Genomic DNA, 16831 nt, shown 5'->3' with positions numbered 1-16831 from the left:
CCGATGCTGCCTTTTTCCTCCCGCCCGCTCATTGCATTGCTCGCCGCCGGTCTGCTCGCCGCCCCCCTGCCCCTATACGCGGCCGATCCCGGAATCGAACCAAGCGAGACCCAACAGGACGGCTGGACGATCAACCTTAAGGACGCCGACATTCGGGCCTTCATTGACCAGATCAGCCAACTGACCGGACAGACCTTCATCGTTGATCCTCGCGTAAAGGGTCAGGTGAGCGTCGTATCGTCTACGACCCTCTCGCTGGAGGAGGTCTACCAATTGTTCCTGTCGGTCATGGCAACTCACGGCTACAGCGTACTCACGCAGGGTGAGGTCGCCAGAATCGTGCCGAACGCGGAAGCGAAATCGGAGGCCGGTGGGGGCCCGACTGGAGGGGATCTGCTGGAAACCCGCGTCATCCAGGTCCAGCACACATCCGCGACCGAGCTGATCCCACTGATCCGCCCACTGGTTCCACAGTACGGGCATCTCGCTGCGGTCAGTTCGGCGAACGCGCTGATCATCAGCGACCGTAGCGCCAACATCGCACGCATCGAAGAGCTGGTCCGACAGCTCGACCAAGCCCAGAACGACGATTACTCAGTGGTGAATCTGCAATATGGCTGGGCCGTCGACATCGCTGAAGTGCTGCGCAACACCCTGGCACGCGGCGAAGCTAAGGACACCGCAGGTGCGCAGATCATTGCCGATTCGCGCACCAATCGCCTAATCTTCACCGGACCGGAACTGGCGCGCCAGAAGCTGGCCAGCCTGGCCAAGACACTCGATACGCCCAGCACGCGCTCAGCCAATACGCGGGTGATTCGCCTGCGCCACAATGACGCCAAGTCGCTGGCCGAGATGCTCGGCGACATTTCCGAAGGCCTCGCCGAACAAGGGGATGGCGAGGTCCAAGGGGGAGCGGGACGTCAGCAGAACATACTCATTCGCGCGGACGAGAGCCTCAACGCACTGGTCATGCTGGCGGAACCCGAACTGATCTCGACTCTCGAATCAATCGTGCGCCAACTCGATGTGCCGCGGGCGCAGGTGATGGTGGAGGCGGCCATCGTTGAGGTATCTGGCGATATCACCGACGCCCTTGGCGTGCAGTGGGCCGTAGATGCACGAGGTGGCACGGGCGGCGTAGGCGGAGTCAGTTTTGGCAATACAGGCCTGTCCATTGGTACCGTGCTCAACGCCATCAATGACAATGAAATCCCCAACAATCTGCCTGACGGCGCGATCATCGGCGTTGGCACCCGTAGCTTTGGTGCACTGATCACCGCACTTTCCGCCAACAGCAAAAGCAACCTACTCTCCACCCCGAGCTTGTTGACGCTGGACAATCAGGAAGCTGAGATCCTGGTTGGCCAGAACGTGCCGTTCCAAACCGGTACCTACACAACCGACGCTTCCGGCGCGAACAACCCGTTTACGACCATCGAGCGGGAGGACATTGGCGTCACGCTCAAGGTGGTTCCGCATATCAATGAGGGCGCCACGCTACGCCTGGAAATCGAGCAGGAAATCTCCTCGATTGCGCCATCCGCCAGCCTTTCTGCTCAGGCCGTCGACCTGGTCACCAACAAACGATCCATCAAAAGCACCATCCTCGCTGAGGATGGCCAGGTCATCGTACTGGGTGGATTAATTCAGGACGATGTGACCCGAACCGATTCGAAGGTGCCCCTGCTGGGCGACATCCCACTGCTAGGAGCGCTGTTCCGCTCAACGCAGGAAAGTCATATCAAACGCAATTTGATGGTGTTTTTGCGACCGACCGTGATCCGCGACCGCGCCGGTCTGGCAGCATTGTCGGGCAAGAAGTACAGCGACATCCGAGTCATCGAAACCAACCCCGGCAGCCCGACCATTCTTCCGGCCACCCCGGAAGGTTTATTCGATGGACAGGGACAACCAGCCCCGGCAATCGACCTGCGCTCCAACGAGCCGGAGCAACGCAGCCGCATGCCCTCTACTCCCGCAACGGAACGTGCACCGCAAAGCTTCACACCGCAAACGCAGCCGCCAATCCAGGTGTCCTCTCGCTCAGGCTGGGCAGTTCAACTGGCAAGCCTGCAAAACGGTGACAGTGCTCAGGCGCTGGTGAGCAAGCTTCGCGAGGAGGGCTTTGACGCCTACCTGCGCATTACCGGCCGTACGCATCGGGTGTTCGTGGGTCCGATAGACAGTCGCCAGGAGGCCACTCGGGTTCGAGAAGAACTGGCGACCGAACAGCGTCTTGACGGTTTCGTGGTGAACTTCGAGCCGGCAAAGGACTGAAATCGCAATTTCAGCCCCCGACGCCCGCACTGATCCGGGTTTCATAAAAAGGACCCTACTCTTAGCGGGGTCATTTTTTGCTCGAGCGTATTGGTTTAGAGCGCCGCCAACCCTCGGGCGAGATCAGCTTGTAGATCAACCACGTCCTCAAGCCCCACTGCCACCCTTATCAAGCTATCGCGAATGCCTGCTTTGGCACGGTCTTCGGCAGAAAGTCGCCCGTGGGTGGTCGAGCCAGGATGGGTGATGGTGGTCTTGCTATCGCCCAGGTTCGCCGTAATGGAAATCAAGCGGGTGGCGTCGATGAAACGCCAGGCGCCCTCCTTGCCCCCCACCACCTCAAAGCTCAGCACCGCGCCAAAGTCTTTTTGCTGACGCTTGGCCAACTCGTGTTGAGGGTGGCTGGGCAAGCCTGCGTAGTAGACTTTCTCAATCCCCGGCTGTTGCTCCAGCCACTCGGCTAATGTACGAGCACTGGCGCAATGGGCCTGCATACGCAGGCGCAGCGTTTCCAGCCCCTTGAGAAATACCCAGGCGTTGAACGGGCTCAGTGTTGGGCCCGCGGTGCGCAAAAAGCCCACCACTTCCTTCATCTGCTCCGCACGACCCGCAACCACACCACCCAGACAACGGCCCTGACCATCTATGTATTTCGTGGCGGAATGAATGACGATGTCAGCACCCAGTGCCAAAGGCTGCTGGAGAACTGGCGTGCAGAAACAATTATCCACGGCGAGCATCGCACCACTGCCGTGACACAACGCCGCCAGCTCGGCGATGTCGACCAGCTCAGCCAGCGGGTTGGATGGCGACTCGACGAAGACCAACTTGGTGTTGGGCTTGAATGCCGGCGCCCAGGCTGCAAGCTCGGTAAGCGGTACGTAGTCGACCTCGAGCCCGAAGCGCTTGAGATATTTTTCGAACAACGAAACCGTAGCACCGAAAACGCTGCGCGACACGAGCACATGATCACCAGCAGAACACAAGCTCATGACCATGGCCAGAATCGCCGACATCCCAGAGGCGGTCGCTACCGCCTGCTCGGCGCCCTCCATAGCAGCGATACGCTCTTCGAACGCTCGCACAGTAGGATTGGTATAGCGTGAATAGACATTACCCGACACCTCACCGGAAAAACGTGAGGCAGCGTCAGCGGCACTCCGGAACACATAGCTGGAGGTGAAGAACAGCGCTTCGCCATGCTCACCCTCAGGCGAGCGGCGCTGGCCCGCTCGAACAGCCAGCGTATCCATGCTCGCACCAGACAAATCACTGTCCAGCCGGCCTGCGTCCCAGTCGGTTGTCATAGTCGTTTTCCACCTTGAACCGAGGCGGCATGGCCGCCAGGTTGTCGATCAGTTGTTATAGAGGTCGATTATTGCGCTGCCAGCGACACCCTTGCTCTTGCTGAGGTCATTGCGAGCCTGTTCGATCTTGTGCAAATAGACATCATCGATGTCGCCAGTCACATACTTACCGTCAAACACTGCGCAATCGAAGTTCTCTATCTTTACCTTACCGCCACCAACTGCATCGATCAGGTCCGGCAGATCCTGGTAGATCAGCCAGTCGGCGCCTATCAGCTCTGCGACCTCCTCGGTGCTGCGATTGTGCGCGATGAGTTCGTGTGCACTGGGCATGTCGATTCCATAAACGTTCGGGTAGCGAACGGCTGGCGCTGCAGAACAGAAATAGACGTTTTTCGCCCCAGCTTCCCGGGCCATCTGAATGATCTGTTTGCAGGTCGTTCCCCGGACGATGGAGTCGTCCACGAGCATGACGTTCTTACCGCGAAACTCAAGGTCGATGGCGTTGAGCTTTTGCCGTACCGATTTCTTGCGTGCGGCCTGGCCGGGCATAATGAAGGTCCGACCGATGTAGCGATTTTTGACGAAGCCTTCGCGGAACTTCACGCCCAGTCGGTTGGCCAGTTCCAATGCAGCCGTACGGCTGGTGTCGGGAATTGGAATGACGACGTCAATATCGTGCTCGGGCCGCTCCCGGAGGATTTTGTCGGCCAGCTTCTCGCCCATGCGCAAGCGCGCTTTGTACACGGAAACGCCATCCATCAGCGAGTCTGAACGCGCAAGATAGACATGCTCGAAGATACAAGGCGCGTAGCACGGATTCGGCGCGCACTGACGGGTGTGCAGCTTTCCATCTGCCGTGATGTAGACGGCCTCGCCCGGTGCCAGATCGCGGATCAGCGAGAAGCCCAGCACGTCCAGCGCAACGCTTTCGGACGCGATCATGTACTCCACACCCTGATCGGTGTGCCGCTGCCCGAACACGATTGGGCGGATTGCATGCGGATCGCGGAAGCCAACGATGCCATAGCCGGTCACCATGGCCACCACTGCATAACCACCTACACAACGTTCATGCACCTTGGCCACGGCAGCAAAGACATCCTCCTCGGTGGGCTGCAGTTTGCCCCGCACTGCCAGCTCATGGGCGAAGACGTTGAGCAGCACTTCCGAGTCGGAATTGGTGTTTACATGGCGCAGGTCGGACTCGTAAATCTCCTTGGTCAACTGGTCGACGTTGGTCAAGTTGCCGTTATGCGCCAGCGTGATGCCATAAGGCGAGTTCACATAAAAAGGCTGTGCTTCCGCCGAGCTAGAGCTGCCCGCAGTGGGGTAACGCACGTGACCGATACCCATGTTGCCCACCAGTCGCTGCATGTGACGCTGCTGAAACACGTCCCGAACCAGCCCGTTGTCCTTGCGCAGAAACAGCTTGCCGCTGTCGCTGGTCACGATTCCGGCTGCGTCCTGCCCACGATGTTGCAGAACGGTAAGCGCGTCATACAACGCCTGATTGACGTTCGACTTACCGACAATGCCGACAATGCCACACATGCAAGGAACCTCTCAGTTGTTACAGGCTGATCCGGACGTCACACAGGTCTTAGCCGTGCAGAGTCCTTCTAAAGATTGCTCGTCTTAGCTTGAAGCATCGAGCGAGCCGGCCACCCACTGACTTCCAAACCCAAGGATTAGGTTCTTCGACCAGTCGGCAACCAACAGAAAATGCGGCAGCAATGTTGACTCTCGCCACCAGGGATCTTGCTGAACAGGGGCGAGGCTGAGAAGACCAACCAAAACCACCACCAGCAAGCCCCCTCGAGCTGCCCCGAATACCATTCCAAGGAAGCGATCCGTACCGGAAAGGCCGGTGACGCGCACCAACTCTCCGACGAGAAAATTAACCAGCGCGCCAACTAGTAACGTCACTACGAACAGAATTACGCACGCTGCGATGACTTGAAAGGAAGGTGTGCTGATGAAGTCCGCGAGATGGTGCGAAAGCGCACCACCGAACATCCAGGCGATGACGCCGGCAATGATCCAGGTGAGCAGGGAAAGCGCTTCCTTGACGAAACCGCGTTTCAAACTGATCAGGCTGGAAATGACCACAACGGCGATGAACGCCAAATCGACCCAGGTGAATGCCACAGGGTTTCCTGCAAAGGAGAAAGGCGGCGCATTTTACCAGAGCGCAAGCCAGGGAGTAAGCACCGCGTAGGTGCCCTCCCAGCTGCCGCTTAAACGAACTGGAACGCCGTTATATGTCAGCCTTGCTCTGGCTTGAAACGTACAACGAACCCGTCGAGCTTCTGCTGTCGCTGCAATTGGTCCCGCAGACGATTGGCTTCCGCCCGCTCCACCAAAGGCCCCACGAACACCCGGTTCATTCCGTCAGCAGTACGTATGTAGGCGTTGTAGCCTTGAGATCGTAGTGTTTTCTCGAGCTTGTCGGCGTTTTCACGACTGGAAAGACTGGCCAGCTGAACGGACCAACTGACCGGCAGATTGGCCGCGTCCAACCGCTGCTCATCATCCGCTGTCGGCTTGACCGATGGAGGCGGAGCGATTGCCGACTCGGGAGTGACCGGGACAGGCTGTGAACCCACAGGAGCAGGATTGATGGGGTCCGCTGGACTATTGGATTCAGCTACAGGCCCTTCTTCGATAATTTCGTAATTTTCTGGGAACGGATCGACCTCTGGCTCAGGTACCTCTACAGGCTGTGTCTCGATTGCCGGTGTAACCGGTGCTTCTGGCATTACGGGCGCATCGACGGCAACCTGCTGGCCGGCATCATCGCGATTGAAAAGCATCGGCACGAATATCACTGCCAGCGCAACAAGCACCAACGCGCCGACGATACGCTGCAACAATCCTCTATCCACCAAGAGCATGCCCTCCACTCGATGCGTGCCGATCAAGCCAGGCCAGCGCTTCCGCCACGCAATAAAAAGACCCAAACACCACTATCTCATCGCCCTCGCGCGCCTCATCACATTGCCGTTGGAGCGCCTCGGATATGCCAGGGTAGATAGTGACTGCCTCGCCGCGTTCCATCAATGCCGAACGCAACCCGTCCGCAGAGCGCGAGCGATGGGTGGGCAATGGTGCGACTGCCCAAGCATCAAAAACAGTCGTCAGCGCGTCAATGACGCCCACCAGATCCTTGTCAGCCAAAAGACCAAAAACCGCGAGGCGGCGGCCGGACTTTGACTCCCGATGGAGCTGCTCAGCCAGATAGGCAGCTGCGTGCGGGTTATGCCCAACGTCTAGCATTACCGAAAGCTCGACGCCGCGGCAGTAGACGGTGCGGCGGTCCAGGCGTCCGGTAACTCGGGTGCTTTGTAGCGCCTCGACAAGTTGCTCAGGCCGCCAAGACGGCTCTAGCAACGCAAACGCCTGTAGCGCGAGCGCAGCATTATCCAGCGGCAGGGTAAGCATCGGCAGATCTAACAGCTCTCGGACGACGCCTTGGGCGTCTCTGCCACGCCAATGCCAGCAGGTTGTTTCCCTACGCATGTCGAAATCGCGCCCACGGACCATAAGCGGCACAGCGGACCGAGCCGCACCTTCCAGCATCGAGTCTGGAGGATCGGCGTCACCACATACCGCGGGCTTTGCAGCACGAAATATCCCGGCCTTTTCAAACGCCACGCTTTCGCGGGTCGTTCCGAGCCATTCGGCATGATCCAAGCCGATATTGGTTACCACAGCCACGTCGGCATCCACGATATTTACCGCGTCGAGCCGCCCACCAAGCCCGACCTCCAATACCACAGCATCGAGCGCCTCACGCTCGAAAAGCCAGAAAGCAGCCAGCGTGCCCATTTCAAAATAAGTGAGAGAAACAGAACCACGCGCTTGCTCTACCGCCTCGAACGCTTCGCACAATGCCTCGTCTGTCGCATCGACTTGGTTGAAACGAACCCGCTCGTTGTAGCGCAACAGATGCGGCGAGCTGTAGACACCCACCGTCTTGCCCTGCCCCGCCAACATTCGAGCAATGAAGGCGCACGTGGATCCCTTGCCATTGGTACCGGTAACGGTGACGACCTGGCGAGCTGGGCGCGTTAGCCCTAGCCTCGCAGCCACCTCTTGGCATCGTTCAAGGCCCATATCAATGGCAACGGGATGCAGCTGTTCAAGGTATCCGAGCCAGTCCTCCAGGCTCCGCTGGGTCATGCGTCAGCCGTGACCAGAGCGGGCTCACCTGGGGTAGGCATTTGCTGCAGCTGAGCCAGCAGACGCGACAGACGAGCGCGTAACTCGGAACGAGGAACGATCAGGTCAATAGCGCCGTGATCAAGCAAGAACTCACTGCGCTGGAACCCTTCCGGTAGTTTTTCGCGCACAGTCTGCTCGATCACACGCGGGCCAGCAAAACCGATGAGCGCTTTAGGCTCCGCAACAATGACATCCCCCAGCATGGCCAGACTCGCCGATACGCCACCATAAACCGGGTCGGTGAGGACGGAGATGAATGGCAACCCCTCTTCGCGCATACGAGCCAGGACAGCGGAGGTTTTGGCCATCTGCATCAACGAGATCAGCGCTTCTTGCATACGAGCGCCACCGGATGCTGCGAAGCAGACCAGAGGGCAGCGTTGCTCAAGCGCAGCGTTCGCAGCACGCACAAAACGCTCGCCGACTATTGCGCCCATGGAGCCGCCCATGAAGGAAAACTCGAATGCACAGGCTACTACTGGCATATGCATCAAGGTTCCGCGCATCGCAATCAGAGCATCCTTTTCCCCGGTTTGTTTCTGCGCAGCGGAGAGGCGATCCTTATACTTTTTGCTGTCCCGGAATTTCAATCGGTCAACAGGCTCGAGGTCCGCAGCTATTTCTTCACGCCCTTCCTTATCAAGGAAGATGTCCAGACGGGTGCGTGCGTCAATCCGCATGTGATGCTGACACTTCGGGCAAACGTCCAGCGTTTTTTCAAGCTCCGGCCGATAGAGGACTGCCTCACACGACGGGCATTTGTGCCACAGCCCTTCGGGCACTGAGCTTTTCTGCGTTTCCGAGCGCATGATCGAGGGGATCAGCTTGTCTACCAGCCAGTTGCTCATGCTTTTATTCTCCACAGCTTGTCAGTCCCGCGCGTAACGTCTGCACGCACCGGCAAATTCATCGTTGCGACCGGTCTCCAATCGGAGCTCACTGCGTCGCGTAAGCGATAGGCCTTAAAGCGCTATCGCTGAGACTCGAGTCATCGCGCATCTACGGCGATGCATGAATGGCGGCTCGCCAGCACAGCGAACTGTAACTGGACGGCAAACGCCCTAGGTTCGTCACATCGACGCCCTTATCAACCGAACGAATTCCCTCACACAATCAGGATCTTTAATGCCTTTGCTGAGCTCCACTCCGCCGCTGACATCGACGGCAAATGGCCGCACTTCGGCCACAGCCTGCTGGACGTTTTGGCACGTGAGCCCGCCAGCGAGTATCAAGGGCTTGGGCAGGTCAGCCGGGATCAGTGACCAGTCGAAAACTTCTCCAGTCCCACCTGGAACGCCTGCAACGAACGTATCAAGCAGAATGGCACTGGCGCCAGCATAGCGCGAAGCCTGCCGTTGAACATCCTCGCCCGCCTGGACTCGGAGTGCCTTGTACCAAGGCCGACAGAACCCTTCGCAGTCGGCGGGGGCTTCGTCACCGTGAAACTGAAGCATGTCCAGCGGCACCGCATCTAACGTTTCGTTGATCTCGCAACGCGACGCATTAACGAATAAGCCTACAGTGGTGACGAACGGCGGCAGTGCGGCAACGATTCTCTGCGCCTGCTGAATGCTGACGGCCCGAGGGCTCTTGGCATAGAACACAAGGCCGATTGCGTCCGCCCCGGCATCAGCTGCGACAAGCGCATCCTCGACTCGGGTTATTCCACATATCTTGCTACGAACGATAGGCAACGGCGGACACCTGCAAAAGAAGACCCCGGATGGTAACAAAAGCACCAGAGGCTGCAACCTGCATCGTTCAGCCGCATCACCACCTGCGCCGCGCCAGTTTCAGTTTGGGCTTTTTTGCCTCAGCGCGGGAGTGCCCGTACATCCGGCAGACCGGACAGAAAGTGCGGCCCCAAATAGCGTTCAGGTAATTGGAACTGATCGGGATAGTCCACCTGGACGAGATACAGCCCGAAGGGGTGAGCCGTCACCCCACCAGTTCGCCTTACACGTGACTCCAATACCTCCCGCGCCCATTTGACAGGTTGCTCGCCGGCGCCGATTGTCATGAGCACGCCAGCGAAGTTCCGGACCATATGATGCAGAAAAGCGTTGGCACGTACGTCGAGCACAATAAGCCTGCCATGCTGGAGCAATTCAAAATGATGAATCGTCTTGATGGGCGACTTTGCCTGGCATTGGCGCGCCCGAAATGCGCTGAAGTCATGAGTTCCGACGAAGGTCTTCGCCGCTTCACGCATGAGTGCGATGTCCAGGGGACGGTGATTCCAGGTCACTTCCTCTGCTAGGTGGGCAGGCCGGATATGATCGTTGTAAATCACGTAACGGTAACGGCGGGCCATGGCACTGAACCGTGCATCGAAGCTGCTAGGCATCTCCTTGGCCCAAGTCACGCTGATATCGCTGGGCAGGTTTTGATTCGCACCCATCACCCAGGCGTGCATGGATCGTTTTACCGGCGTATCGAAATGCACGACCTGGGCACACGCATGAACGAGCGCATCGGTACGCCCAGCACAACTCAACGTGACCGAATGCCCCCCGGCGACCTTGCTCAAGGCGTTTTCTAAAGACAGCTGAATGGAGGGCACGCCGTCACGCTGCCTTTGGAAGCCACGATACCGGGCGCCTTTGTATTCAACCCCGAGGGCAATTCTGAAAACGTCAGCGGCAGCCGATGAGGCTGCCGCTTGGTGTACTGCTTCGATCATAGTCAGGCTAGTTTAGCGAGCATCTCTCGCGCTTCTTGCTGCTGGGTGTCACTTCCCTCGCTCATGACCTCGTCAAGAATATCGCGAGCGCCCTCGGCATCGCCCATATCGATGTAGGCCCGCGCAAGGTCCAGCTTGGTAGTGGTTTCGTCGGTATCGGCAAAGAAGTCGAAATCATCATCCAGCGCCTCAGCCGAAGACGCGCTCGGTTCAACTGCGCTTTCCGTCACTACTGGCGATGGATCAAGCGTCTCATTGAAATCCCGTGAAAGATCCTCAAGCTCGGCTTCGACCACTCCCACCTCTGAAGAGAACGCTTCCGGCGCCGACTCTGCAACAGGCTCGTCATCCAATGAAAGATCAAATTCGTCGGGCATAACAGCAGGCTGCAGAGGGTCAGCAAGCCCAAAGTCAAACTCTTCCACTGACTCGGGTGATGCTGCCTTCGTGTCATCCTCTAGACCCAGCATCAGATCGTCGCCGCGAGCGGGACTGGTCAATTGCTCGTCAAGGTCAAGAGAGTAACCGGCCAGCTCATCATCCATGGATTCATTGCCGGCTGTCGCTGGCTCGTCCAGATCGAAAGAAAAATCCTCGGCAGCTTGCTCCTGGCCTGCCGCATCGAGACTGAACTCTTCAAAGTTGACTTCATCCAGCTCCGCGGTGGCTTCGCTAGCTGGCGCTACGGGTGCAACCGCCAGGTCCTCGTCCAGCTCGAGATCATCGAGGTTCAGATCGAAGTCATCGTCCGCCTTTTGCTCCGTCACAGGGGCTGGCTCTTCCAGCTCGAGGTCATCCAGACTGAAGGTGTCAAAATCATCGCTCGTAGAGGCAGAGGCAGCCGCAGCACCAAAACCGGCCGCCGCCATCGCAGGATAACGGGCCTTTGTCTGCTCGATCTCCGCAAACGAACCACCTATTTCGCGAAGCTCAGCCTCTTGCCTCGCGAATCCATCTCGATCGCCCAGTTCGGCATAGACCTCCATGAGCTTCAGCCGCAGGTCGCTACGCTGCGGCTCGTCGTTCAACGCGTTCTGTAGCAGTTCGGCAGCCTGATTAAAACGACCGTAAGCAATATAGATATCCGCCTCGGCCAAGGGATCATTACCCGCGCCAGCAAGCGAATCTGCTGATACCTGTTCAGCATCGTGCGCGGCGCCTAGATCGGCCGAATCGCTCTCAGACGACTCCAGCTCCCCCTGAGCGACATAAAAATTATCAGTCGAATTGTCAGCAAGAAGGCTTTCCTGCAGTTCGGCCTCTTTCATCGCGTTACGACGTGACAGCACCATTAATCCGACCAGCAACAGCAGCAACGCGCTGCCGCCCAGAACGCCGAGCAGAACGGGACTGGCCAACAACTCGTCGATGTAGCCATCGGTCTCTGGATCTTGCGGAGCGACAACCGGCGCGGCCGGCGAAACAGGCGCCTGCTCGGCCGGCTTAGAAGGCTCTATGGCTTCGCCCTGAGGAGCCTGCGACGCTGCGTCCGGGCTAGCATCGGCGCCAGCGCCAAGTTGAGGATCCGCTTCAGCCGCGTCGGGCGCAAGCTCAGCGCTGGTGCCTGCCTCGTCGACCGAAGGGGTCAGGGGCGCAGCGACACCTGCCCCTGCTTCCGTCCCAGCCGCGAGCTGAGCCTGCAATTTTGCTAACTGGTCGTCTTTCAGTTGCATCAGACGCTGCAGCTTGTCCAGCTGCCCCTGCAGGTCGTTGAGACGATCCTTTAGGTCGAGATTTTCGCGACGGCTGGAATCGAGGCTCTCTTCGCTAACAGCTAGCTTGTCGCGCAATGCGGCCGCATCACCACCAGCCCCTTCATCACTTCCAATGGTCGACTTGCCAGGTTCTGGGGCAACTAGCCGGAGATTGTCACCCTGTTCGCTGCGCGACGGCGCAGCACCTGCCGAGCCACGCTGAGTGGCGTCGAGCTGACGAGCAGCAGGTGCTGCCGAGCCTGAAGCCTGGCGCCAGCTCGCGTTCTGCTGCGCGACCTGCTGAATCGCCTCGGCTTGCGAACGACTGCCAATTTGCTCCGCGTTAGGAAGACGGAGCACCTGACCATTCTTCATGCGGTTGATGTTATTGCCAATAAAGGCGTTGGGATTAAGATCCTGAATGGCCAACATTGTTTGATGGACCGTGCCGCCCTGGCGTGCACGCTCAGCAATCTCCCACAGCGTGTCGTTAGGCGTGACCTTGTACTGGTCGCTTGACGACGCAGCGCTGGAGGCGGACGAGGAAGCAGGTCGTGTCGCGACTTGCGGGGCTGCGGCAGGCCGGGAAATCGGAGCAGCAACAGGCAGCTGCGGCGCGACCGAAGCGGCAATCTCCGGCGAGTAAAGTGGCGGGTCCAGAAGCAACGTGTACTCACGCAGGAGCCGCCCGCTTGGCCAGAGCACTTCGATCAGGAAATTTAGATAGGGTTCGCGAACCGGTTTGGTCGAAGACACCCGAATGACGCTTTTGCCGTCTGGGCGCAAAATCGGGGTAAAAGTCAGGTCCGTCAGGAAGTATTGGCGATCGACACCTGCCCGATTGAAGTCTTCAGCGGACGCCAGAACCGGCACAACTTCACCGGGCGCTAACGTTTTCGCGTCCAGCAGTTCGATTTCAGCCACCAGCGGTTGATTCAGCGAGGACTTCAGCGTGACCTCGCCCAAACCCAGCGCATAAGCCATTTCGGAAGTCAGCGCGGTAGCAGCCGCGATTGCCAGCACCAGATTGCGAACCCGAACCATTGTGTAAATCCTTGTTTTTTAACTTTTCTCGGATCTTCGAGAGGGTCTTATAGTCACTGCCTGCGCCCGCCAGGTGGCGGTCCCCCGTCAGCGATAAGCCTAAACAGCGTTGTTAGCTAGAATAATTCTTCGAACTTCCAGCAAGTATCTTTTACAGATAGTGTTTTATCAACAACTCACCAGACCAGGCAGCGTTGCCCACTACGCCTTTTCGCACGTTATCAGACCCAATCCACAAATTAGCTCCGCGGGCTTCAAGCAAGTCGCAACTGCTGGCGACCCGCGCTCGCCGAGTGCCGACTTTTCAAACCACCTAAAGCGCACCACTGTAGCGGAAAGTATTCTTGACACTGAACATTCGAGACTTAACCCGACGAAATACCAGAGAAACGCCACCTCGGCCATGCCAGCCCGCATGAGTCTCGGTGGGGTTCGGCACAAAAAAAGCGCCGCGGGGGTTGCCGAGGCGCTTCTGGTATCGCTTTTGTCTAGGATTAGCGCTCTAGGAGAATGCGCAACATGCGGCGTAACGGCTCGGCCGCCCCCCACAGCAGCTGATCGCCTACGGTAAATGCACCGAGATAATGCGAACCCATGTTCAGCTTGCGCAGGCGGCCGACCGGGACACTCAATGTTCCAGTCACCGAAGTCGGACTCAGCTCCTGCATGCTTGCGTCACGATGGTTCGGAACAAGCTTTACCCAGGGGTTGTGCTGGCTAATCATGCCTTCGATATCGGAGATAGGCACGTCCTTGTTCAGCTTGATGGTCAACGCTTGGCTGTGGCAACGCATGGCGCCGACACGAACACAAATACCATCCACCGGAATCGGGCTTTTGAATCGACCCAGGATCTTGTTGGTTTCCGCCTGGGCCTTCCATTCTTCGCGGCTCTGCCCGTTCGGTAGTTCCTTGTCGATGTAAGGGATCAAGCTACCGGCCAGTGGAACGCCGAAGTTATCGACCGGGAACGCCTCCGAGCGCTGGCATTCGGCAACTTTTCGATCGATGTCCAGAATGGCGCTAGCCGGGTCGGCAAGCTCGTCAGCGACCGAAGCATTGATGCTACCCATCTGTTTGATCAGCTCGCGCATGTTCTGCGCACCGGCACCAGACGCAGCCTGATAAGTCATCGCACTCATCCAATCGACCAGCCCATGCTCGAACAGACCACCAAGCCCCATCAGCATCAAGCTGACGGTGCAATTGCCACCGATATAGTTGAGTGTGCCAGCATCCAGCTGATGGTCGATAACCTTGCGGTTCACCGGGTCCAGCACTATAACCGCGTCGTCGTGCATGCGCAGCGTGGAAGCCGCATCGATCCAGTAGCCCTTCCAGCCCGCCTCACGCAGCTTCGGGAAGACTTCACTGGTGTAGTCACCACCTTGGCAAGTGAGAATTACATCGAGAGTTTTCAGCTCGTCGATGCTGTAGGCATCCTTCAGCGGCGCTATTTCCTTGCCGATCGAAGGACCCTGACCGCCAACGTTGGAGGTGGTAAAGAACACCGGCTCGATCAGGTCGAAATCCCGCTCCTCCAGCATCCGCTGCATGAGCACGGAACCAACCATACCGCGCCAACCGATCAGACCTACACGTTTCATCGCAACTACACCTATATATGTGGCCCGCGTGACGGGCCGTCGATAAACAAAGACGCTTTCGGGTTCGAAAGCGCGGGCGCGTTGTTCCTACACAGCAAACACCACGCCTCGCACTACTCGGCGTTTCCGCCTAGCCGTCGCCCACTAGCGCTATCAACGGCCGGTGCAATGGGGCCAGAGAGATTACAACTTCGCGAGCGCCGCGACTACCGCATCGCCCATCACCTGAGTATTCGCTTTTTCACAACCTTCGGACCAGATATCACCTGTGCGCAATCCCTGGTCTAGCACGTTGCTGACTGCCTTCTCGATCGCATCTGCGGCAGCGACCTGGTTGAAGCTGTAGCGAAGCATCATCGACACCGAGAGGATCGTTGCCAGCGGATTGGCGATACCCTTGCCAGCTATATCCGGAGCTGAACCATGGCAAGGCTCGAACATGCCTTTGTTGTTCGAGTCGAGAGAAGCAGAAGGCAGCATGCCGATCGAGCCGGTCAACATGGAAGCTTCGTCCGACAGAATGTCGCCGAACATGTTGTCGGTGACGATCACGTCGAACTGCTTCGGCGCGCGTACCAACTGCATCGCTGCGTTATCGACATACATATGGCTAAGCTCTACATCGGGATAGCCCTTTCCGACCTCCTCCACAACAGCGCGCCACAGCTGACTGGATGCCAGTACGTTCGCCTTGTCCACCGAGCAGAGCTTCTTGCCTCGAACAAGAGCCATGTCGAAACCGACCTTGGCTATGCGGCGAATCTCGCTTTCGCTGTAGGGCAGCGTATCGAACGCCATACGCTCGCCATTTTCCAGCACTTTGCTCTCACGGGGCTGACCGAAATAGATGCCGCCAGTCAGCTCCCGGACGATGAGAATATCCAGACCGGATACGATCTCCGGCTTCAGACTAGAGGCGGCCGCCAGCTGCGGGTACAGCAACGCCGGGCGCAGATTCCCGAAGAGGCCCAGCTGGGAGCGAATTTTCAACAAGCCACGCTCGGGGCGGATGGCCGGATCAATGGCGTCCCACTTCGGCCCGCCAACCGCGCCCAGCAGAATGGCATCCGCTGCACGAGCACGCTCCAGCGTCTCGTCAGCCAGTGGTACGCCATATTTATCGACCGCCGCGCCACCCAGCTCGTCATAGCTCAACTCGAAATCGAGTTGAAACTTGCTGTTGGCCAGCTCCAGCACCTTGACCGCTTCGGCCATGATTTCAGGGCCGATACCGTCGCCCGGAAGAATTAAAATCTGTTTGGACATTGAAGGATTTCCCTTTGGAATAACTGAAAGCTGCGAGTAACTTGCCTGTGTTCGCCGCTTCTTTATTTACTTAATAGCGCCAAACAGCCAGGCCTGCTTCTGTTGATGACGGGTTTCAAATGTCTTGATGGCCTCAGCGTCTTGCAGAGTCAGGCCGATATCATCCAAGCCGTTAAGCAGGCAGTGCTTGCGAAATGCATCGACGTCGAAGCTGTACTGAACACCGTCCGGACGGGTAACCGCCTGAGCAGCAAGGTCTACAGTGAGCTGATAACCCTCACTGGCCTCTGCCTGTTCGAACAGTTCGTCGACCTCTTCTTCCTTCAGGACGATCGGCAGCAGGCCGTTCTTGAAGCTGTTGTTGTAGAAGATGTCGGCAAAGCTCGGCGCGATGATCGCCCGGAAGCCATATTCTTCCAGCGCCCAGGGCGCGTGCTCACGGGATGAACCGCAACCGAAGTTCTCACGCGCCAGCAGGACGCTAGCCCCCTGATAACGAGGAAAATTCAACACGAAATCCTGGTTCACAGGGCGAGTCGAACAATCCTGGTTGGGCTGCCCAACGTCCAGATAGCGCCACTCATCGAACAGATTAGGTCCGAAACCGGTGCGTTTAATCGACTTGAGAAACTGCTTGGGGATGATCTGATCGGTGTCGACGTTGGCGCGGTCGAGCGGCGCGACGAGACCGGTGTGCTGGGTAAATGCTCTCATGGTGGTCTC

At 58.1% G+C, this 16831-nt stretch carries 13 protein-coding genes and 1 pseudogene; 1 reads left to right on the top strand and 13 read right to left on the bottom strand.

Translation table 11 applies throughout. The features are described from left to right. Nucleotides 1–3: 3 nt before the first annotated feature. Nucleotides 4–2280, top strand: a complete 2277-nt coding sequence (gene gspD / locus ACQKEK_RS16500) for a type II secretion system secretin GspD (protein WP_499143793.1) — start codon at nucleotides 4–6, stop codon at nucleotides 2278–2280. A gap of 95 nt (nucleotides 2281–2375) precedes the next feature. Here the strand turns inward: gspD and ACQKEK_RS16495 are convergent, their stop codons facing one another. The 13 genes and pseudogenes from ACQKEK_RS16495 to leuD all read right to left on the bottom strand — a co-directional run bounded on the left by ACQKEK_RS16495 (nucleotide 2376) and on the right by leuD (nucleotide 16822). Then, complete coding sequence (locus ACQKEK_RS16495; protein WP_499143792.1) at nucleotides 2376–3587, bottom strand: O-succinylhomoserine sulfhydrylase; 1212 nt, start codon at nucleotides 3585–3587, stop codon at nucleotides 2376–2378. Between the two features lie 48 nt (nucleotides 3588–3635). Beyond that, the gene (purF, locus tag ACQKEK_RS16490; protein ID WP_499143791.1) at nucleotides 3636–5141 is read right to left on the bottom strand and encodes an amidophosphoribosyltransferase; all 1506 of its coding nucleotides are present in this window, start codon (nucleotides 5139–5141) and stop codon (nucleotides 3636–3638) included. 84 nt (nucleotides 5142–5225) lie between these two features. Further along, on the bottom strand, nucleotides 5226–5738 hold the full coding sequence (locus ACQKEK_RS16485) for a CvpA family protein (RefSeq protein WP_499143790.1): 513 nt from the start codon (nucleotides 5736–5738) through the stop codon (nucleotides 5226–5228). A 116-nt stretch (nucleotides 5739–5854) separates the two neighbouring features. After that, on the bottom strand, nucleotides 5855–6484 hold the full coding sequence (locus ACQKEK_RS16480; RefSeq protein ID WP_499143789.1) for an SPOR domain-containing protein: 630 nt from the start codon (nucleotides 6482–6484) through the stop codon (nucleotides 5855–5857). Continuing rightward, nucleotides 6468–7772 (bottom strand): bifunctional tetrahydrofolate synthase/dihydrofolate synthase, encoded by a 1305-nt coding sequence (gene folC, locus ACQKEK_RS16475; protein ID WP_499143788.1) that lies wholly within the window; start codon nucleotides 7770–7772, stop codon nucleotides 6468–6470. The genes ACQKEK_RS16480 and folC overlap by 17 nt, the downstream gene beginning before the upstream one ends. Then, the gene (gene accD, locus ACQKEK_RS16470) at nucleotides 7769–8662 is read right to left on the bottom strand and encodes an acetyl-CoA carboxylase, carboxyltransferase subunit beta (protein WP_045426099.1); all 894 of its coding nucleotides are present in this window, start codon (nucleotides 8660–8662) and stop codon (nucleotides 7769–7771) included. Before accD ends, folC begins: the two co-directional genes overlap by 4 nt. 222 nt (nucleotides 8663–8884) lie before the next feature. After that, nucleotides 8885–9508, bottom strand: coding sequence for a phosphoribosylanthranilate isomerase (locus tag ACQKEK_RS16465; RefSeq protein ID WP_499143848.1), 624 nt, complete (start codon nucleotides 9506–9508; stop codon nucleotides 8885–8887). 119 nt (nucleotides 9509–9627) lie between these two features. Next, on the bottom strand, nucleotides 9628–10497 hold the full coding sequence (gene truA, locus ACQKEK_RS16460; protein WP_045426094.1) for a tRNA pseudouridine(38-40) synthase TruA: 870 nt from the start codon (nucleotides 10495–10497) through the stop codon (nucleotides 9628–9630). 2 nt (nucleotides 10498–10499) lie between these two features. Continuing rightward, complete coding sequence (locus ACQKEK_RS16455; protein WP_499143787.1) at nucleotides 10500–13235, bottom strand: motility hub landmark protein FimV; 2736 nt, start codon at nucleotides 13233–13235, stop codon at nucleotides 10500–10502. A 151-nt stretch (nucleotides 13236–13386) separates the two neighbouring features. Further along, a pseudogene (locus ACQKEK_RS16450) lies at nucleotides 13387–13536 on the bottom strand (hypothetical protein); the annotation flags it as partial. A gap of 193 nt (nucleotides 13537–13729) precedes the next feature. Continuing rightward, complete coding sequence (gene asd / locus ACQKEK_RS16445; RefSeq protein WP_045426088.1) at nucleotides 13730–14842, bottom strand: aspartate-semialdehyde dehydrogenase; 1113 nt, start codon at nucleotides 14840–14842, stop codon at nucleotides 13730–13732. Nucleotides 14843–15025: 183 nt separating this feature from the next. Further along, on the bottom strand, nucleotides 15026–16108 hold the full coding sequence (gene leuB, locus ACQKEK_RS16440; protein WP_499143786.1) for a 3-isopropylmalate dehydrogenase: 1083 nt from the start codon (nucleotides 16106–16108) through the stop codon (nucleotides 15026–15028). Between the two features lie 66 nt (nucleotides 16109–16174). Then, a complete protein-coding gene (leuD, locus tag ACQKEK_RS16435) occupies nucleotides 16175–16822 on the bottom strand; it encodes a 3-isopropylmalate dehydratase small subunit (protein WP_499143785.1) in 648 nt (215 codons plus the stop codon). Nucleotides 16823–16831 lie beyond the last annotated feature (9 nt).

Origin of the sequence: Pseudomonas sp. NPDC077408 (genome assembly GCF_050269105.1) — a bacterium.
GTDB lineage: Bacteria > Pseudomonadota > Gammaproteobacteria > Pseudomonadales > Pseudomonadaceae > Stutzerimonas.
Note: the sequence above shows the minus strand (reverse complement) of the source record. Positions and strands in the feature narration are given on the sequence as shown.

What these genes read in the sequence shown, in the direction of transcription:
- ACQKEK_RS16495 (WP_499143792.1), bottom strand. Translation starts at nt 3,587, where the DNA reads ATGACAACCGACTGGGACGCAGGCCGGCTGGACAGTGATTTGTCTGGT.
- gspD (WP_499143793.1), top strand. Translation starts at nt 4, where the DNA reads ATGCTGCCTTTTTCCTCCCGCCCGCTCATTGCATTGCTCGCCGCCGGT.
- leuB (WP_499143786.1), bottom strand. Translation starts at nt 16,108, where the DNA reads ATGTCCAAACAGATTTTAATTCTTCCGGGCGACGGTATCGGCCCTGAA.
- ACQKEK_RS16455 (WP_499143787.1), bottom strand. Translation starts at nt 13,235, where the DNA reads ATGGTTCGGGTTCGCAATCTGGTGCTGGCAATCGCGGCTGCTACCGCG.
- purF (WP_499143791.1), bottom strand. Translation starts at nt 5,141, where the DNA reads ATGTGTGGCATTGTCGGCATTGTCGGTAAGTCGAACGTCAATCAGGCG.
- truA (WP_045426094.1), bottom strand. Translation starts at nt 10,497, where the DNA reads ATGATCGAAGCAGTACACCAAGCGGCAGCCTCATCGGCTGCCGCTGAC.
- folC (WP_499143788.1), bottom strand. Translation starts at nt 7,772, where the DNA reads ATGACCCAGCGGAGCCTGGAGGACTGGCTCGGATACCTTGAACAGCTG.
- ACQKEK_RS16480 (WP_499143789.1), bottom strand. Translation starts at nt 6,484, where the DNA reads ATGCTCTTGGTGGATAGAGGATTGTTGCAGCGTATCGTCGGCGCGTTG.
- accD (WP_045426099.1), bottom strand. Translation starts at nt 8,662, where the DNA reads ATGAGCAACTGGCTGGTAGACAAGCTGATCCCCTCGATCATGCGCTCG.
- leuD (WP_499143785.1), bottom strand. Translation starts at nt 16,822, where the DNA reads ATGAGAGCATTTACCCAGCACACCGGTCTCGTCGCGCCGCTCGACCGC.
- asd (WP_045426088.1), bottom strand. Translation starts at nt 14,842, where the DNA reads ATGAAACGTGTAGGTCTGATCGGTTGGCGCGGTATGGTTGGTTCCGTG.